Consider the following 15,745-nt stretch of genomic DNA (forward strand, 5'->3'; position numbering starts at 1 on the left):
TAGCGCAGCAAGGATATTCTGATGTCTAAATTTTTTATTGAACGCCCTATTTTTGCGTGGGTAGTGGCGATTGTTGTCATGCTGATTGGTGGGCTGTCGATTTTCACCCTGCCCATTAATCAGTATCCCAACATTGCTCCGCCCGCGATCTCCGTGCAGGTGGTTTACCCTGGCGCCAGCGCTGAAACCACACAGAACACGGTAGTCCAGGTGATTGAGCAGCAGCTAAACGGCCTGGATAATCTGCGCTATATCGAATCGCAAAGCAGCAGTGACGGCAGCGCCCAGATCATTGTCACCTTTAACCAGGGCACCGATCCGGATATTGCCCAAGTTCAGGTACAGAACAAGGTGTCGCTGGCGGAGTCACAGCTGCCGACGGAAGTGGTCCAGCAGGGGATTAACATCCGCAAATTCCAGGTGAACTTTATGCTGGTGGTTGGCCTGACATCCAGTAATCCACAAATGAGTAACGGTGACCTGGCTGACCTGCTGGTATCAAAGTTACAGGACCCGATAGCGCGCAGTAACGGTGTGGGTGACTTTATCGTCATGGGGGCAGAATACGGCATGCGTATCTGGCTCGACCCGGCAAAATTATATCAGTATCAACTGATACCCAGTGATATCACCAACGCCATCAACCAGCAGAACGTGCAGGTTGCCAGCGGTAAGCTGGCCGGTTTGCCTACAGTGTCGGGAGTCAAATACAGTGCCACTATCGTCGGTAAAACCCGTTTGCAAAAGCCGGAGCAGTTCAGAAATATTTTGCTGAAAGTGAATCCTGACGGCTCACAGGTCCGGCTGCGCGATGTCGGCGGTGTTGACCTCGGTCCGCAGGATTACAGCATTTCTGCCACCTTCAACGGCCAGCCTTCGGTCGGTATCGCCCTGCGTCTGGCCAGTGGTGCAAACGTGCTTGATGCGGTGAAGAATGTGCGTAAAACGGTGGCCGATATTGCCCCTTATATGCCAGAAGGGGTCAAAGTTAACTTCCCGTACGACACCTCTCCCGTCGTCAGTGCCTCGATCAATGAAGTGGTTAAAACCCTGTTTGAAGCCATCGTGCTGGTGTTCTTCGTCATGCTGCTGTTCCTGCAAAACCTGCGGGCGACGCTGATTACCACCATGGTAGTGCCGGTGGTGCTGCTGGGAACCTTTGGGATTCTGGCGCTCAGTGGCTACACCATCAATACCCTGACGATGTTCGGGATGGTGCTGGCGATAGGCCTGCTGGTCGATGATGCTATCGTCGTCGTGGAGAACGTCGAGCGCGTCATGCACGAAGAGGGGCTGGATCCGAAAGCCGCCACCATTAAGTCGATGCAGCAGATCCAGGGGGCGCTGGTCGGGATTGCGCTGGTGCTGTCTGCCGTGCTGTTACCAATGGCGTTCTTCAGCGGTTCCACCGGCGTTATCTACCGCCAGTTCTCCATCACTATTGTTTCCGCCATGGCGCTTTCCGTACTGATGGCAATGATCTTTACCCCCGCCCTGTGCGCCACCATGCTGAAAAGTAATGCCGCAGAGCAAAAAACCACCGGATTTGCCGGCTGGTTTAACCGTAAGTTTGACGCGGGCACCCTGCGCTACAGCAACGGTGTCGGGACGGTGATCTCTAAACGCAATCTGTTTTTCCTCGTCTATCTGGCGATCATCGGTGTGACAGGCTATCTGTTTACCCGCGTACCGACGTCGTTCCTGCCGGATGAGGATCAGGGGGCAATGATGGTGCAGGTAACGCTGCCAGCCAACGCCTCCAGTGAGCGAACTCAGGCCGTGCTGGATGAGATAGAAAGCTGGCTGTTGAAAAACGAGCCAGAAATACAGTCGGTGTTTTCACCCAACGGCTTCAGCTTTGCCGGGCGCGGAGAAAATACCGCCATGTCATTTGTGCTGCTGAAACCCTGGGATACCCGCAACAGTGAGCAGTCGGTGAGCAAGCTGGCGGCGCGTACCATGGCCCACTTTGCCCATATGAAGGATGCGAAAGTGTATGCGCTGGTTCCTCCGGCCGTCATGGAGCTGGGTAACGCCACCGGGTTTGACTTCTTCCTGCAGGATACCAATAACCAGGGGCATGCTGCGCTGATGGCGGCGCGTAACCAGTTCCTGGCTATGGCCGCGAAAGACAAACGCCTGTTTGCTACCCGTCCGAACGGGATGGAGGATGAGCCGCAGTATCATCTGGTTCTTGATGACGAGCGCGCACGGGCGCTGGGCCTCAGCCTGCAAGATGTCAACGATACGCTGTCCACCGCCTGGGGGTCGAGCTACGTTAACCAGTTCATCTATAACGGCCGCGTGAAGAAAGTTTATGTGCAGGGCAACGCCGGATCGCGCGTTACGCCTGAAGATCTGGACAAGTGGTATTTCCGTAATTCCAGCGGCGAGATGGTGCCGTACTCGGCATTTGGTAGCGGGAAATGGGAATTCGGCTCCCCGCGCTATGAGCGTTTCAACGGCGTATCGGCGGTTCAAATTCAGGGGGCCCCTGCGCCGGGCTACAGCTCCGGTGAGGCGGTGAAAGCGGTCAATGAGATTGCCGCCACGCTGCCTAAAGGCTTCCGCGTCAGCTGGCACGGACTGTCGTATGAGGAGCAGATGTCGGGTTCCCAGACCCCGGCGCTGTATACCATCTCCGTTCTGATGGTGTTCCTGTGTCTGGCCGCACTGTATGAAAGCTGGTCAATCCCGATCTCCGTGTTGCTGGTGGTTCCGCTCGGGGTACTGGGGACCATTCTGGCGGTGTTGCTGCGCGGTCTGAATAACGACGTGTTCTTCCAGGTCGGGCTGCTGACCACCGTCGGGCTGGCGGCGAAGAATGCCATCCTGATCGTCGAGTTTGCCAAAGATCTGCATGATAACGAGGGCATGGATCTGGTTGAGGCGGCGATTGAAGCCGCGAAATTACGTATCCGTCCGATCATTATGACCTCAATGGCCTTTGTGTTGGGCGTCTTCCCGCTGACGATTTCACATGGGGCAGGGGCGGGCAGCCAGCACTCAATTGGTACGGCGGTAGTGGGGGGCATGATTACCGCGACCTTCCTCGCTATCTTCTTTGTGCCGATGTTTTATGTCGTAGTGGCTAAGTTCTTCTCCGACAGGAAAAAAACGAAAACTGAGGTTGATCAACATGATGCGTAAGTCATTCACTCTGGGCATTGTGCCGCTGGCGATGATACTGGCAGGCTGTACTATGGAGCCGGACTACCACCGCCCGGCACTGCCGGTCGCCGCGCATTATGACAGCCAGGATACAACGCGCGCCGGAAACGGCGCGGATATCCGCTGGCAGAGCTTCTTTACCGATCCGGTGATGCATAAGCTCATCGCCAGTGCGTTAGCCAATAACCGCGACCTGCGCGTCGCCGCGCTGAATGTCGAAGTGGCGCGTTCTCAGGTGCAAATTGACCGTGCGGCGCTGATGCCTTCGATTGACCTTGATGCCGGAGGAACCGGCACCCACCTGCCGGGCGATCTGTACAGCACCAAAAACAGCGGTTCGGTGACCTACCACCAGCTGAATACCAGCCTTGGCGTCACCGCCTGGGAGCTGGACTTCTTTGGTCGCCTGCGCAGCCTGCGCGATCAAGGGCTGGAGCAGTATCTGGCGATGTCGGCTACCCAGCGCGCCACGCAGATCAGCCTGATTTCCGAAGTGGCTTCCAGCTACCTGTCGCTGTGTTCGGACAACGAGCTGCTGAAACTGGCGCAGGACACCGCGCAGAGCCAGCAGGACTCGTATGACCTGACCCGGCGCAGCTATGACGGCGGCGTGGCCAGCGAGCAGGATCTGGTGCAGGCAGAAACCGCAGTACGGGCCGCTCAGGCTGATATTGCCACCTACAGCCGTCAGGTGCGCCAGGACGTTAACGCGCTGGCGCTGCTGGTCGGCAGCGATCTGCCGCCGGACCTGCTGGAGGGGGCACGGCTGCAAAAAGAGTGGCATTTCCCGGTGACACCCGCGGGGCTGCCGTCTGACCTGCTGACGCACCGCCCGGACATCATCGCGGCGGAACATACGCTGAAAGCCGCCAATGCCAATATTGGTGCAGCACGCGCAGCGTTCTTCCCCAGCATCAGCCTGACCGCTTCCGGCGGTTCGACTTCCGCGACCTTCAGCCATCTGCTTTCTGGCGGTACGGCCGCCTGGTCGTTTGGCCCTAGCATCAATCTGCCGATCTTCGACGGCGGCGTGAACATGGCCAATCTGGATATTGCCAAACTGCAAAAACGCATAGAAATTGCCGACTATGAAAAAACCATCCAGACGGCGTTTAAAGAGGTGGGGGATGCGCTGGCCGGGCAGGAAACCTACCAGGATGAGCTCAAGGCTCGCCAGCTGGACGAAGCCGCGAACCAGCGTAATTTCAGCTTTGCCAACGTGCGCTACCGCGAAGGGGTCGACAATTATCTCAATGTACTGGTTGCGCAGCGTTCGCTGTACGCTTCACAACAGTCGCTGATCGCCACGCGTCTCGGGCAGCTAAACCAGCAAATCATCCTCTATAAAGCGCTGGGAGGAGGCTGGAAGTCGTAACTGAACGTGAATAATAATCTGAGCTGCTAATCACAGCCGTCGATCGTTTGGCGGGCCGGGCATTCCCTGGCCCGCCAATCCCTTCAGAATCACACTAAATCCTCAATAAATATTGAGTTGTCGGCACCTTTCCTGCATCGTTACCGCAGTTTATTGCGGCTAAAAGGATCAGGCATGCTGTTTTCAATACTGCGTTTTCTGCTGCGCGTGCTCTATCGTACGCGCCTGACGGGTGACCTCTCCGGGTTGTACAAAGAGAAGGTGCTGATTACCCCAAATCACATGTCGTTTATTGACGGCATCCTGCTGGCGGTCTTTCTGCCGGTAAAGCCGGTGTTTGCGGTTTACTCCTCGATCACCGACCAGTGGTATATGCGCGCGCTGCGCTCAATTATCGACTTCGTGCCGCTTGACCCGACTAAACCGATGGCGCTGAAACATCTGGTGAAGCTGGTGGCTCAGGGGCGTCCGGTTGTGATCTTCCCGGAAGGGCGTATCACCGTCACCGGATCGCTGATGAAAATATACGACGGTGCGGGCTTCGTGGCCGCGAAATCACAGGCTACGGTGGTACCGCTGCGCATTGAAGGCGCCGAGTACACCGTGTTTGGCCGTCTCGGGGGCGTGTTTAAACGCCGCCTGTTTCCCCGTATTACCCTGACTGTCCTGCCTGCGACCACCATCCCGATGCCGGAAGCCGCGCGCGCGCGCGACCGCCGCAAGCTGGCGGGAGAGCACCTGCATCACATCATGATGGAAGCGCGCATGGCAGTGCGCCCGCGTGAAACACTCTACCAGGCGTTTCTCTCTGCGCGTACCCGCTACGGTCTGTTTAAACCCTGCGTGGAAGACGTTAATTTCAAGCCGGACAGCTACACCGGACTGCTGAAAAAGTCGCTCGGCGTGGGCCGTATTCTCGAGCGCTACAGCCAGCCGGGCGAATATATCGGCCTGCTGCTGCCGAACGCAACGGTCACGGCGGCGGCAATCCTCGGTGCCTCAATGCGCGGGCGCATCCCGGCGATGCTGAACTACACCGCCGGGGTAAAAGGGCTGACCAGCGCGCTGGCCGCTGCCGAAGTGAAAACGGTGTTTACCTCGCGTCAGTTCCTCGACAAAGGCAAGCTGGGGCATCTGCCGGAGGGGATCCCTCAGGTGCAGTGGATCTACCTTGAAGATCTGAAAGACACCGTGACCACTCAGGACAAACTGTGGATCCTGCGCCATCTGCTGACGCCGTCGCTGGCGCAGGTGCCGCAGCAGCCGGAAGATGCCGCGATGGTGCTGTTTACCTCCGGCTCGGAAGGCCATCCGAAAGGGGTGGTGCATTCGCATAAAAGTCTGCTGGCTAACGTTGAGCAGATCCGTACCGTGGCTGACTTCACCCCGCGTGACCGCTTTATGTCCGCGCTGCCGCTGTTCCACGCCTTCGGCCTGACGGTGGGTCTGTTTACCCCGCTGATGACCGGGGCGCAGGTGTTCCTCTATCCCAGCCCGCTGCATTACCGCATCGTTCCTGAGCTGGTGTATGACCGCAACTGCACCGTGCTGTTCGGCACGTCGACCTTCCTCGGTAACTATGCGCGCTTTGCCAGCCCGTACGACTTTGCGCGTCTGCGCTACGTGGTGGCGGGGGCAGAGAAACTGCAGGACCAGACCCGCGAGCTGTGGATGGAAAAGTATGGCATCCGCATTCTGGAGGGCTACGGTGTCACCGAATGTGCCCCGGTGGTGGCGATTAACGTGCCGATGGCGGCAAAATCCCATACCGTCGGCCGCATCCTGCCAGGTATGGACTCACGTCTGATCGCCGTGCCGGGTATTGAGAACGGTGGCCAGCTGCAGCTGCGTGGCCCGAATATTATGAAAGGCTATCTGCGCGTTGAGCATCCGGGCGTACTGGAAGCTCCTCAGGCTGATAACGGCGAAGGGAAGATGGAAGCAGGCTGGTACGACACCGGCGATATTGTCAGCTTTGATGAAGGGGGCTTCTGCCAGATCCAGGGGCGCGTGAAGCGCTTTGCTAAAATTGCCGGAGAGATGGTCTCGCTGGAGACCGTAGAACTGATTGCCCGCAAAGCCTCGGACGAAAAGCAGCACGCGGCGACCATGAAACCGGACGGTAATCGCGGCGAGGCGCTGGTGCTGTTTACCACCGACGCCCAGCTCACCCGTGAACAGCTGACCCGTGCCGCCCGCGAGCTGGGCAGCCCGGAGCTGGCTGTTCCCCGTGATATCCGCGTCCTGTCCCAGCTGCCGCTGCTCGGCAGCGGGAAACCGGACTTCGTGACCCTGCGTGAAATGGCCGAAAAGCCGGAGGAACAGGCATGAGCAGCACACAGATGGGCTATCAGCCGCTGATGTCTAAGGGGATGATGGCGGTGATTATCGCCCAGTTTTTCTCGGCATTTGGCGATAATGCGCTGCTGTTTGCCACCCTGGCGGTGTTGAAATCGCTGGTATATCCGGAATGGAGTCAGCCGGTACTGCAAATGATGTTTGTCGCCACCTACATCATTCTCGCCCCGTTCGTCGGTCAGCTGGCCGACAGTTTCGCCAAAGGGCAGGTGATGATGTTTGCCAATGCGCTGAAACTGCTCGGTGCGCTGGCGATCTGCTTCGGGTTTGATCCGTTCCTCGGTTACAGCCTGGTAGGTATTGGTGCTGCGGCTTACTCCCCGGCGAAATATGGCATTCTGGGTGAGCTGACCGGAGGGGAAACCCTGGTGAAGGCCAACGGCATGATGGAGTCCTCGACCATTGCTGCCATTCTGCTGGGATCGGTGGCCGGAGGCTTCCTGGCCGACTGGAATCTGACGGCTGCGCTGGTCGCCTGCGTGCTGGCGTATGCGCTGGCGGTGGCGGCGAACGTGCTGATCCCTAAACTGGCGGTGGCGCGTGCAGGGCAGTCCTGGCATCCGGCCCGGATGTCCGCCAGCTTCTTCCGCGCCTGTGGCACGCTGTGGCGTGACGGCGAAACGCGTTTTTCACTGGTGGGCACCAGCCTGTTCTGGGGCGCAGGCGTCACGCTGCGTTTCCTGCTGGTGCTGTGGGTGCCGGTCGCGCTGGGGATCAGCGATAACAAAACGCCGACGCTGCTGAATGCGATGGTGGCAATCGGCATTGTCTTCGGGGCGATTGCCGCAGCGAAGCTGGTGACGCTGAAAACCGTGGGGCGCTGTATGCCTGCGGGTGTGCTGATTGGCATTGCGGTGCTGGTCTTCTCGCTTCAGCATCAGGCGATCAATGCCTATGTGCTGCTGGTGATTATCGGCATGCTCGGCGGCTTCTTTGTGGTGCCGCTGAATGCGCTGTTGCAGATGCGCGGTAAAGACTCGGTCGGCACGGGTAACGCTGTCGCGGTGCAGAACCTCGGTGAAAATACCGCCATGCTGCTGATGCTCGGGCTCTACACGCTGGCCATTAAGTTCGGTGCACCCCCGGTGGCCACGGGCGTCGGTTTCGGCGCGCTGTTTGCTCTGGCGATTGCTGTGCTGTGGGGCTGGCAGCTGGCGCAGAAACGCCGCGTCTGATATTTAACGGGCCGCAAGGCCCGTTTTCCGCACTTAAATACTCTTATTCTTATTCATTTATCCTTTCTGAAGACGATCGCCTCCGGTAAAGTGGCCCACGGTTATTATTAGTTTAATACGTAAGTATCACTGTCTTTATGGAGAAACAGACATGGAAAGAAGGGAGTTTATTGCAAAATCTGCACTGGCGCTGATTGCGTCCGGCGTCGGGATGGGCACCAGCCGTTCGCTGTTTGCCAGTAGCGAAAAGTCGAAGCCCGGTGTCACTTCAGGCAAAAAAGGGGATAAGCCCACGCTGGCGTTTGTGCTGTATCAGGGCATGACACCGCTGGATATTATCGGCCCGGCCACCGCCCTCGCAGGCGACGATCTGCACGTTGAATTTGTCGCGCACGACCTCCAGCCGCTCAAGTGTGAACAGTCTTTCATGCAGTTCTGCCCGACCACCACGTTCGATCGTTTAGATCGCGTCGATATTCTGTGCGTAACCGGAACCGGTAATCCTTATGCTCATCTGCTGGACACGAAAATGCTCGACTGGATGCACAAAGTCGGCAGTGAAGCGGAATGGGTGACCAGCGTCTGTACGGGGTCGATTTTGCTGGGCGCAGCAGGGCTGATGAAGGGCTACCAGGCCACGACGCACTGGTCGATGATGGAGGATCTCAAACCGTTTGGCGCTATTCCGGTGGATGAGCGCGTGGTGACTGACCGCAACCGTATTTCCGGCGGCGGCGTGACGGCAGGCATTGATTTTGGTCTGACCCTGCGCGACAAACTGACCGGCAAAGAGAGCGCGGAGTTTGCTCAGCTGCTGATGCAGTACGACCCGCATCCTCCTTACAACAGCGGCACACCAAAAACGGCACCGGAAAACGTGACGCAGGATGCCCGTAAGATGGTGATGGGAAATGTAGAAGCCGAGACGCCAGACTGGCAGCGTCGGGTACAGGAGAGCGCTAAACGCGCTGAACGCTACTCCTGAATGTCCAGGGGCGAGGTATACCTCGCCCTTAACGATCCGCCCGTGAAGATTTACGGTGCCGGGTAAGTATAACGGCGGTGAATCGCCTCCAGCCCTTCCATCACCTCTTCATTCAGCGTGACGTCATAGCTGTCGATATTCATTTTCAACTGTTCCAGCGTGGTCGCGCCCAGCAGGGTGCTGGCGACAAACGGCTGCTGGCGCACAAAGGCCAGCGCCATCTGCGACGGGTCCAGTCCGTGCTGCTTCGCCAGTGCCACATATTCGCTTATCGCCTGAACGGACTGTTCGCCGCTGTAGCGCTTGAAGCGGCTGAACAGCGTATTACGCGCACCGGCAGGCTGGGCGCCGTTAAGGTATTTCCCGCTCAACGTCCCGAATGCCAGGCTGGAGTAAGCCAGCAGCTCTACGCCTTCATGCTGGCTGATTTCGGCCAGGCCGACTTCAAAGCTGCGGTTCAGCAGGCTGTAGGGGTTCTGAATACTGACGATGCGCGGCAGCTCATGCTTCTCCGCCAGCTGCAGATAGCGCATCACGCCCCATGGCGTTTCATTGGATACCCCGATATAGCGAATTTTACCGGCGCGAACCTGTTCAGCCAGCGCTTCGAGAGTTTCCAGCAGCGTGACGGTGGCCGCGCTGTCGGTGTATTCGTAATTCAGCTTGCCAAAGCAGTTGGTCTGGCGCTGCGGCCAGTGCAGCTGATACAGGTCGAGATAGTCGGTGTTCAGACGCTTCAGGCTGGCGTCCAGCGCGCTGCGAATATTCTTGCGGTCCAGCGCCTGTCCAGGACGGATCGAGGCATCTGCGCCGCGGATCGGTCCGGAGACCTTAGAGGCCAGGATAATTTTATCGCGGTTACCGCGCGCAGCCAGCCAGCTGCCAATATACTGCTCGGTCAGGCCCTGCGTTTCCGGACGGGGCGGGACAGGATACATTTCGGCAGTATCAATCAGGTTAATACCACGGCTCAGGGCATAATCCAGTTGTGCATGGGCGTCGGCTTCGCTGTTTTGTTCACCAAACGTCATAGTGCCCAGCCCCAGAGAACTGACTTCGAGGGTACTGTGGGGGATACGGTGATAATGCATTGCCGGCTTCCTTTTTCATTATTCAAAGGTCAGGGACATCAGGGCGTCCGCAACAGTCGCTTTCTGCCTGGGACTGGCACACGTCGCGCCAAAAACCCGGTTTTTGACTATAACCGTGCTTCGCGGGCGGGGGAAGGGGGGATTTAGCGGGAAGTGCGGTGAAGCCACCGTTAACTGCGGGAGTCAGGTGGCAATATCCGGCTTAACGCTCAACGATAGACGATACTTCATCACCGTTAATTTGCTTCTCGTGACCGCTATCATCGGTATATTTCACCAGACCGGTTTCTTTATCGATCTGCGGCTTACCGTCGGTCATAATCATTTTGCCTTCTTTAGTTGCCATCACGTAATCACTGCTGCAACCGCTGACCAGTACCGTCAGGCCCAGGACTACTGCGCCAATCATCGACTTCATACCTGCTCTCCATATTCTTTATTACTCAACATATTAGTGTAGTAATAAACTATTTTCCCTGTGGTAATAAATAGTATCAGTCTGAAAATAGACCCTGCGCACTGCCCGCCATTGACAAATGACCAGCACTATTTCTTTGCCCGGCCAGAGCTGGCCGGGCTTGAGGATATTACAGCGGGTTTTTTTTATTGCGTACCAGATTGAGGCATTCCACCGCCATGGAGAAGAACATGGCGAAGTAGATGTAACCTTTCGGAATATGAATGTTGAAGCTTTCCAGTATCAGCGTGAAGCCGACGAGGATCAGGAACGCCAGCGCCAGCATTTTCACTGACGGGTGACGATCGACAAATTCACCAATCGCGCGGGCGGCAAACATCATCACCAGTACGGCAATCACCACGGCAGCCATCATAATAATCAGGTGATCGGACAGGCCAACGGCGGTAATCACGGAGTCGAGGCTGAAAATAATATCCAGCACCATGATTTGTACGATAGCACCGGCAAACGAGTGCACGCTGGTCTTGTGCTCCCCTTCGCCGCCCTCAATGCTTTCATGAATCTCCATGCTGGATTTCCACAGCAGGAACAGCCCACCAAACAGCAGGATCAGGTCACGCGCTGAGAACGCATGATCCATCAGGGTAAACAGAGGATCGGTCAGGCGGATAACCCAGGCAATCGAGGCCAGCAGGCCAAGACGCATCAGCATCGCGCCAGCCAGCCCGATGCGGCGGGCCGTATTCTGCTGATGTTTAGGCAGTTTTGCCACCACCAGAGAGAGGAAAATAATATTATCTATCCCGAGAACTATCTCGAGGATCGTCAGCGTGCCAAGCGCTAACCAGGCATTGGGATCGGCAATCCATTCAAACATGTTAAAAACACACCTTAAACTTAAACAAAAGCTAAACGGCGATTATACGCAAGGTTGACGATAGTAGGAAAACCTTTAGCGCAATGGTTACAGAAGAAAATGGCGGGCAAGCAGAGGCGCGGTAAACGTCTTTTTAAGATAAAAGCCGCGCGGCAGCGTCATTACAGGCTGCCCGTCGCGGCCAATGCCCTCGGTCAGCGCTTTACTGTTGGCCGCTTTGGGGCGAATTTGCAGGAACTCGCCGTGGCGTGCCGTGATCTGATCGACCTGACCCAGCACGATCATATCCATCAGCTCTTCCCAGTCGCGCTGCAGCTGCAGTTCCTCTTCGGCGCTGGGGCTCCACAGCAGGGGCGCACCGACATGGCGCTGTTCCAGAGGAATAGCGCGATCCCCTTCTACCGGCACCCAGAGCACCCGCGCCAGCTTATGGCGCACGTGGCTGTTTTGCCAGGTCACCCCGCTGTTGCCGGTCAGGGGAGCTACGCAGACAAAGGTGGTTTCCAGCGGGCGTCCGGCGGCATCCACCGGAATGGTTTTCAGCTCAATGCCGATCCCGGCGAAGTCCTGTTCCGGTTTACTGCCTGCACTGGCACCGAGATAACGTTCCAGTAACAGACCCACCCAGCCTTTATCACGCTTCAGATCGCGCGGTACTGGCAGGGCGATGCGCAGCGCCAGCTCGCCCAGCGTATACCCGGCAAGGGCCGAGGCACGCGCCAGCAGTTCTGCTTCATCCTGCGGTGGGGGAACGAAGTAAAGATCGTCACTCATCATCACGTCCGGGTTTTGTTCAAAAAATAGCCGTCATTTGCGCACACGAGGAATATGGCTAACTTATCTGGGGAAAACACTAATAATAGCATGATAACTCGTGTTTTTTTATTGCATCCGCTGCCAGAAAATATCCCACTCTGTACAGTTTTACCCGTCTTGTCACCGACAATGAACAGGATCACGGGGGTACTTATCCACAGAAAAGTGGGATAACTCACCTTTTACAATAATACTGTTTCCATTTACAGCCTTGACGGCGGCACTTTTCCCCAGTTTTGCGCTTTTCCCGGCGAAGTAATCAACATATTCTGTGGATAACGTAGTAAGCGTTCGATCTTTCACCAGCGGTCGATCATGACCCTGTGACAACCGCATGACAACCGGGGGGAAAGCTGTGGTTAACGACAAAGGTTACTGATTAATATGGGTTTATTCTTATTTTTTTTAGGGGCGCTTTTTATCCGCCAGAAAGTTTTCCCCATCTGTTAACAGAGTTCTGCACAAAGCTATCCACAGAAAACGTGAATAAGATCGCGTTTTTGTCCGGGTTTCTGTTTATAACTTTGCCAAAAAGGATGAGTTATCCCAGCCTGACGCGATCACCTCGTCTGAAACCAGTGGTTTACCGTCTGTAAGGAGTATGAAACAATCAGAACATCCAGTTTTAGTTTGAGGTAGTCCGGTGATCGATGATGATGGCTACCGCCCGAATGTTGGTATCGTAATTTGTAACAAGCAGGGGCAGGTGCTGTGGGCCAGACGTTTCGGTCAGCACTCCTGGCAGTTTCCCCAGGGGGGTATTAACCCCGGTGAAACGGCGGAGCAGGCGATGTACCGCGAACTTTTCGAGGAAGTCGGTTTGAACCGCAAGGATGTTCGCATCCTTGCATCTACCCGTAACTGGTTACGATATAAGTTGCCAAAACGTTTGGTGCGTTGGGACACAAAGCCGGTTTGTATCGGCCAAAAACAGAAGTGGTATCTTCTGCAGCTGATGTGCAATGACGCGGATATCAACATGCAAACCAGCAGCACGCCTGAATTTGACGGCTGGCGCTGGGTAAGTTTCTGGTATCCGGTACGCCAGGTGGTCTCTTTTAAACGTGATGTTTACCGACGCGTGATGAAAGAATTCGCCGGTGTGGTTATGCCCCTGCAGGAGAATACCGTACAGCGAAATGCGCCAGGTTTTCGACGGAAGAGAGGTTAAGCCACGTAGATTATGCTCACACAGCTACGCGAAATAGTTGAAAAAGTGGCGGCAGCGCCCCGGCTTACCGAGGCGCTGGATATTTTGGTTAACGAAATCTGTCTGGCGATGGATACCGAGGTCTGCTCGGTGTACCTTGCCGATCACGATCGCCGCTGCTATTACCTGATGGCTACGCGTGGGCTAAAAAAGCCGCGTGGGCGCACGGTCGCCCTGGCCTTTGATGAAGGTATCGTCGGACTGGTGGGCCGTCTGGCTGAGCCAATCAACCTTGCTGATGCGCAGAGTCACCCCAGCTTCAAATATATTCCCTCCGTGAAGGAAGAGCGTTTCCGCTCGTTCCTTGGCGTGCCGATTATCAGCCGTCGTCAGCTGCTTGGCGTGCTGGTCGTGCAGCAGCGCGAACACCGCCAGTTCGATGAAAGTGAAGAATCCTTCCTGGTGACGCTGGCCACGCAGATGGCGGCTATTCTCTCACAGTCACAGCTCAATGCCCTGTTTGGTCAGTACCGGCAGACCCGTATCCGGGCGCTGGCAGCGGCGCCTGGCGTTGCTGTCGCTGAAGGCTGGGTAGACTCCAGCCAGCCCTCGCTGGAAAACGTGTTTGCGGCCTCGACGCTGGACACGGTGCGCGAGCGCGAGCGCCTGGCGCTGGCGATGAGCGAAGCCTCCAGCGAATTCCGCCGCTACAGCAAGCGCTTTACCGCCAGCATGCACAAAGAGAGCGCCGCAATCTTTGATCTCTACTCGCACCTGTTAAGCGATGCCCGGCTGAAAAAAGACCTGCTGGCGGAAATTGATGCCGGTTCGGTGGCTGAGTGGGCGGTGAAAAAGGTCATTGAAAAGTTTGCCGCTCAGTTTGCCAGTCTGCAGGACAGCTACCTGCGCGAGCGCTCCGGCGACCTGCGCGTGCTGGGGCAGCGCCTGCTGTTCCACCTCGACGACACCGTGCAGGGGACGAATACCTGGCCTGAACGCTTTGTGCTGGTCGCCGATGAGCTGACCGCTACCACTCTGGCCGAGCTGCCGCGTGACCGCCTGGCAGGCGTGGTGGTGCGTGACGGTGCCGCCAACTCGCATGCGGCGATTATGGTGCGGGCGATGGGCATCCCGACGGTGATGGGCGCGGATATTCAGCCGGAGCTGATGAAAGGGCACCTGCTGATCGTTGACGGTTACCGGGGCGAACTGCTGGTTGACCCGGAACCGGTGCTGGTACAGGAATATCAGCGCCTGATCAGCGAAGAGAACGAACTGAGCCTGCTGGCGGAAGATTTTGTCTTCCTGCCCGGCGCGCTGAAAAGCGGTGAACCGGTAAAAGTGATGCTCAATGCCGGACTGAGCGCGGAACATGAACAGACGCTGGGCAACCGCGTTGACGGCGTGGGCCTGTACCGTACTGAAATCCCGTTTATGCTGCAGAACGGCTTCCCCTCGGAAGAGGAGCAGGTGGCGCAGTATCAGGGGATGTTGCAGCTGTTTCTGGATAAACCGGTTACCCTGCGTACCCTGGACGTCGGTGCGGATAAACAGCTGCCGTATATGCCCATCAGCGAAGAGAACCCCTGCCTGGGCTGGCGCGGGATTCGTCTGACGCTCGACCAGCCGGAAATTTTCCTCGTCCAACTGCGCGCCATGCTGCGCGCTAACGTAGCGAGCGATAACCTTAATATCCTGCTGCCGATGATCACCAGCCTGGAAGAGATCGATGAAGCCCGGCGTCTGATCGCCCGCGCCGCGCGTGAAGTGGAAGAGATGCTTGGCTACGCCATCCCACAGCCGCGCATCGGGGTGATGATCGAAGTGCCGTCAATGATCTTTATGATCGGCCAGCTGAAGGAGCGGGTAGATTTCGTTTCCGTCGGCACCAACGACCTCACCCAGTACCTGCTGGCGGTGGATCGCAACAATACCCGCGTCGCCAGCCTGTATGACAGCCTGCACCCGGCGATGCTGCGGGCGTTAAAAACCATTGCTGAAGAAACTCAGCGTGCGGGCATCGAACTCTGCCTGTGTGGCGAAATGGCCGGTGACCCGATGTGTGTCGCGCTGCTGGTGGGCATGGGGTATCACCATCTCAGCATGAACGGTCGCAACGTGGCGCGGGTGAAATACCTGCTGAGCCATCTGGATCATGAAGAAGCGCAAACCCTGGCTCAGCGTGGTCTGGAAGCTCAGTTCGCGACCGATGTTCGCCACCAGGTTGCCTCCTTCATGGAGCGCAGAGGCCTGGGCGGTCTGATTCGCGGCGGCAGATAAACACAATTAACAAAGTTTACAGTTAGCTGAGACCGCAATAATTCGC

Annotated in this window: 11 protein-coding genes; 7 read left to right on the top strand and 4 right to left on the bottom strand. The window is 56.9% G+C overall.

The window, feature by feature from the left end:
- Positions 1-21: 21 nt before the first annotated feature.
- The 5 genes from ABEH87_RS17320 (at position 22) to ABEH87_RS17340 (ending at position 9,064) form a co-directional block, all read left to right on the top strand.
- Entirely contained in the window at positions 22-3,150 is a 3,129-nt protein-coding gene (locus ABEH87_RS17320; RefSeq protein ID WP_346578099.1) for an efflux RND transporter permease subunit, read from the top strand.
- Positions 3,140-4,546 carry an efflux transporter outer membrane subunit gene (locus ABEH87_RS17325; protein WP_346578101.1) on the top strand — a complete coding sequence of 469 codons (1,407 nt, stop codon included), beginning with the start codon at positions 3,140-3,142 and terminating at the stop codon, positions 4,544-4,546. The genes ABEH87_RS17320 and ABEH87_RS17325 overlap by 11 nt, the downstream gene beginning before the upstream one ends.
- A 174-nt stretch (positions 4,547-4,720) precedes the next feature.
- Positions 4,721-6,877: a bifunctional acyl-ACP--phospholipid O-acyltransferase/long-chain-fatty-acid--ACP ligase gene (gene aas, locus ABEH87_RS17330; RefSeq protein WP_346578103.1), complete on the top strand. Its 2,157-nt coding sequence runs from the start codon at positions 4,721-4,723 to the stop codon at positions 6,875-6,877.
- The gene (lplT, locus tag ABEH87_RS17335; protein WP_346578104.1) at positions 6,874-8,079 is read left to right on the top strand and encodes a lysophospholipid transporter LplT; all 1,206 of its coding nucleotides are present in this window, start codon (positions 6,874-6,876) and stop codon (positions 8,077-8,079) included. Before aas ends, lplT begins: the two co-directional genes overlap by 4 nt.
- 151 nt (positions 8,080-8,230) lie before the next feature.
- The gene (locus ABEH87_RS17340) at positions 8,231-9,064 is read left to right on the top strand and encodes a DJ-1/PfpI family protein (protein WP_346578106.1); all 834 of its coding nucleotides are present in this window, start codon (positions 8,231-8,233) and stop codon (positions 9,062-9,064) included.
- A 50-nt stretch (positions 9,065-9,114) separates the two neighbouring features.
- On the opposite strand, the gene ABEH87_RS17345 is transcribed toward ABEH87_RS17340, so the two are convergent.
- The 4 genes from ABEH87_RS17345 to mutH form a co-directional block, all read right to left on the bottom strand.
- Positions 9,115-10,155, bottom strand: coding sequence for an NADP(H)-dependent aldo-keto reductase (locus ABEH87_RS17345; protein ID WP_346578108.1), 1,041 nt, complete (start codon positions 10,153-10,155; stop codon positions 9,115-9,117).
- A gap of 202 nt (positions 10,156-10,357) precedes the next feature.
- Complete coding sequence (locus ABEH87_RS17350) at positions 10,358-10,573, bottom strand: YgdI/YgdR family lipoprotein (RefSeq protein ID WP_346578110.1); 216 nt, start codon at positions 10,571-10,573, stop codon at positions 10,358-10,360.
- Between the two features lie 169 nt (positions 10,574-10,742).
- Positions 10,743-11,453, bottom strand: a complete 711-nt coding sequence (locus ABEH87_RS17355; RefSeq protein WP_346578112.1) for a TerC family protein — start codon at positions 11,451-11,453, stop codon at positions 10,743-10,745.
- A gap of 87 nt (positions 11,454-11,540) precedes the next feature.
- A complete protein-coding gene (gene mutH / locus ABEH87_RS17360) occupies positions 11,541-12,230 on the bottom strand; it encodes a DNA mismatch repair endonuclease MutH (protein WP_346578114.1) in 690 nt (229 codons plus the stop codon).
- Between the two features lie 682 nt (positions 12,231-12,912).
- Here mutH and rppH point away from each other — a divergent pair.
- Together rppH and ptsP are read left to right on the top strand one after the other, a co-directional pair.
- Positions 12,913-13,440, top strand: coding sequence for an RNA pyrophosphohydrolase (gene rppH, locus ABEH87_RS17365; protein WP_346578116.1), 528 nt, complete (start codon positions 12,913-12,915; stop codon positions 13,438-13,440).
- Between the two features lie 12 nt (positions 13,441-13,452).
- Entirely contained in the window at positions 13,453-15,699 is a 2,247-nt protein-coding gene (ptsP, locus tag ABEH87_RS17370) for a phosphoenolpyruvate--protein phosphotransferase (protein ID WP_346578118.1), read from the top strand.
- The last annotated feature ends 46 nt before the right edge of the window (positions 15,700-15,745 follow it).

Origin of the sequence: Erwinia sp. Eh17-17 (assembly GCF_039675725.1) — a bacterium.
Taxonomy (GTDB): domain Bacteria; phylum Pseudomonadota; class Gammaproteobacteria; order Enterobacterales; family Enterobacteriaceae; genus Erwinia.

Excerpts from the sequence above, each read along its gene's own strand:
- ABEH87_RS17320 (WP_346578099.1), top strand. The coding sequence starts at position 22 with ATGTCTAAATTTTTTATTGAACGCCCTATTTTTGCGTGGGTAGTGGCG.
- ABEH87_RS17325 (WP_346578101.1), top strand. The coding sequence starts at position 3,140 with ATGATGCGTAAGTCATTCACTCTGGGCATTGTGCCGCTGGCGATGATA.
- aas (WP_346578103.1), top strand. The coding sequence starts at position 4,721 with ATGCTGTTTTCAATACTGCGTTTTCTGCTGCGCGTGCTCTATCGTACG.
- lplT (WP_346578104.1), top strand. The coding sequence starts at position 6,874 with ATGAGCAGCACACAGATGGGCTATCAGCCGCTGATGTCTAAGGGGATG.
- ABEH87_RS17340 (WP_346578106.1), top strand. The coding sequence starts at position 8,231 with ATGGAAAGAAGGGAGTTTATTGCAAAATCTGCACTGGCGCTGATTGCG.
- ABEH87_RS17345 (WP_346578108.1), bottom strand. The coding sequence starts at position 10,155 with ATGCATTATCACCGTATCCCCCACAGTACCCTCGAAGTCAGTTCTCTG.
- ABEH87_RS17350 (WP_346578110.1), bottom strand. The coding sequence starts at position 10,573 with ATGAAGTCGATGATTGGCGCAGTAGTCCTGGGCCTGACGGTACTGGTC.
- ABEH87_RS17355 (WP_346578112.1), bottom strand. The coding sequence starts at position 11,453 with ATGTTTGAATGGATTGCCGATCCCAATGCCTGGTTAGCGCTTGGCACG.
- mutH (WP_346578114.1), bottom strand. The coding sequence starts at position 12,230 with ATGATGAGTGACGATCTTTACTTCGTTCCCCCACCGCAGGATGAAGCA.
- ptsP (WP_346578118.1), top strand. The coding sequence starts at position 13,453 with ATGCTCACACAGCTACGCGAAATAGTTGAAAAAGTGGCGGCAGCGCCC.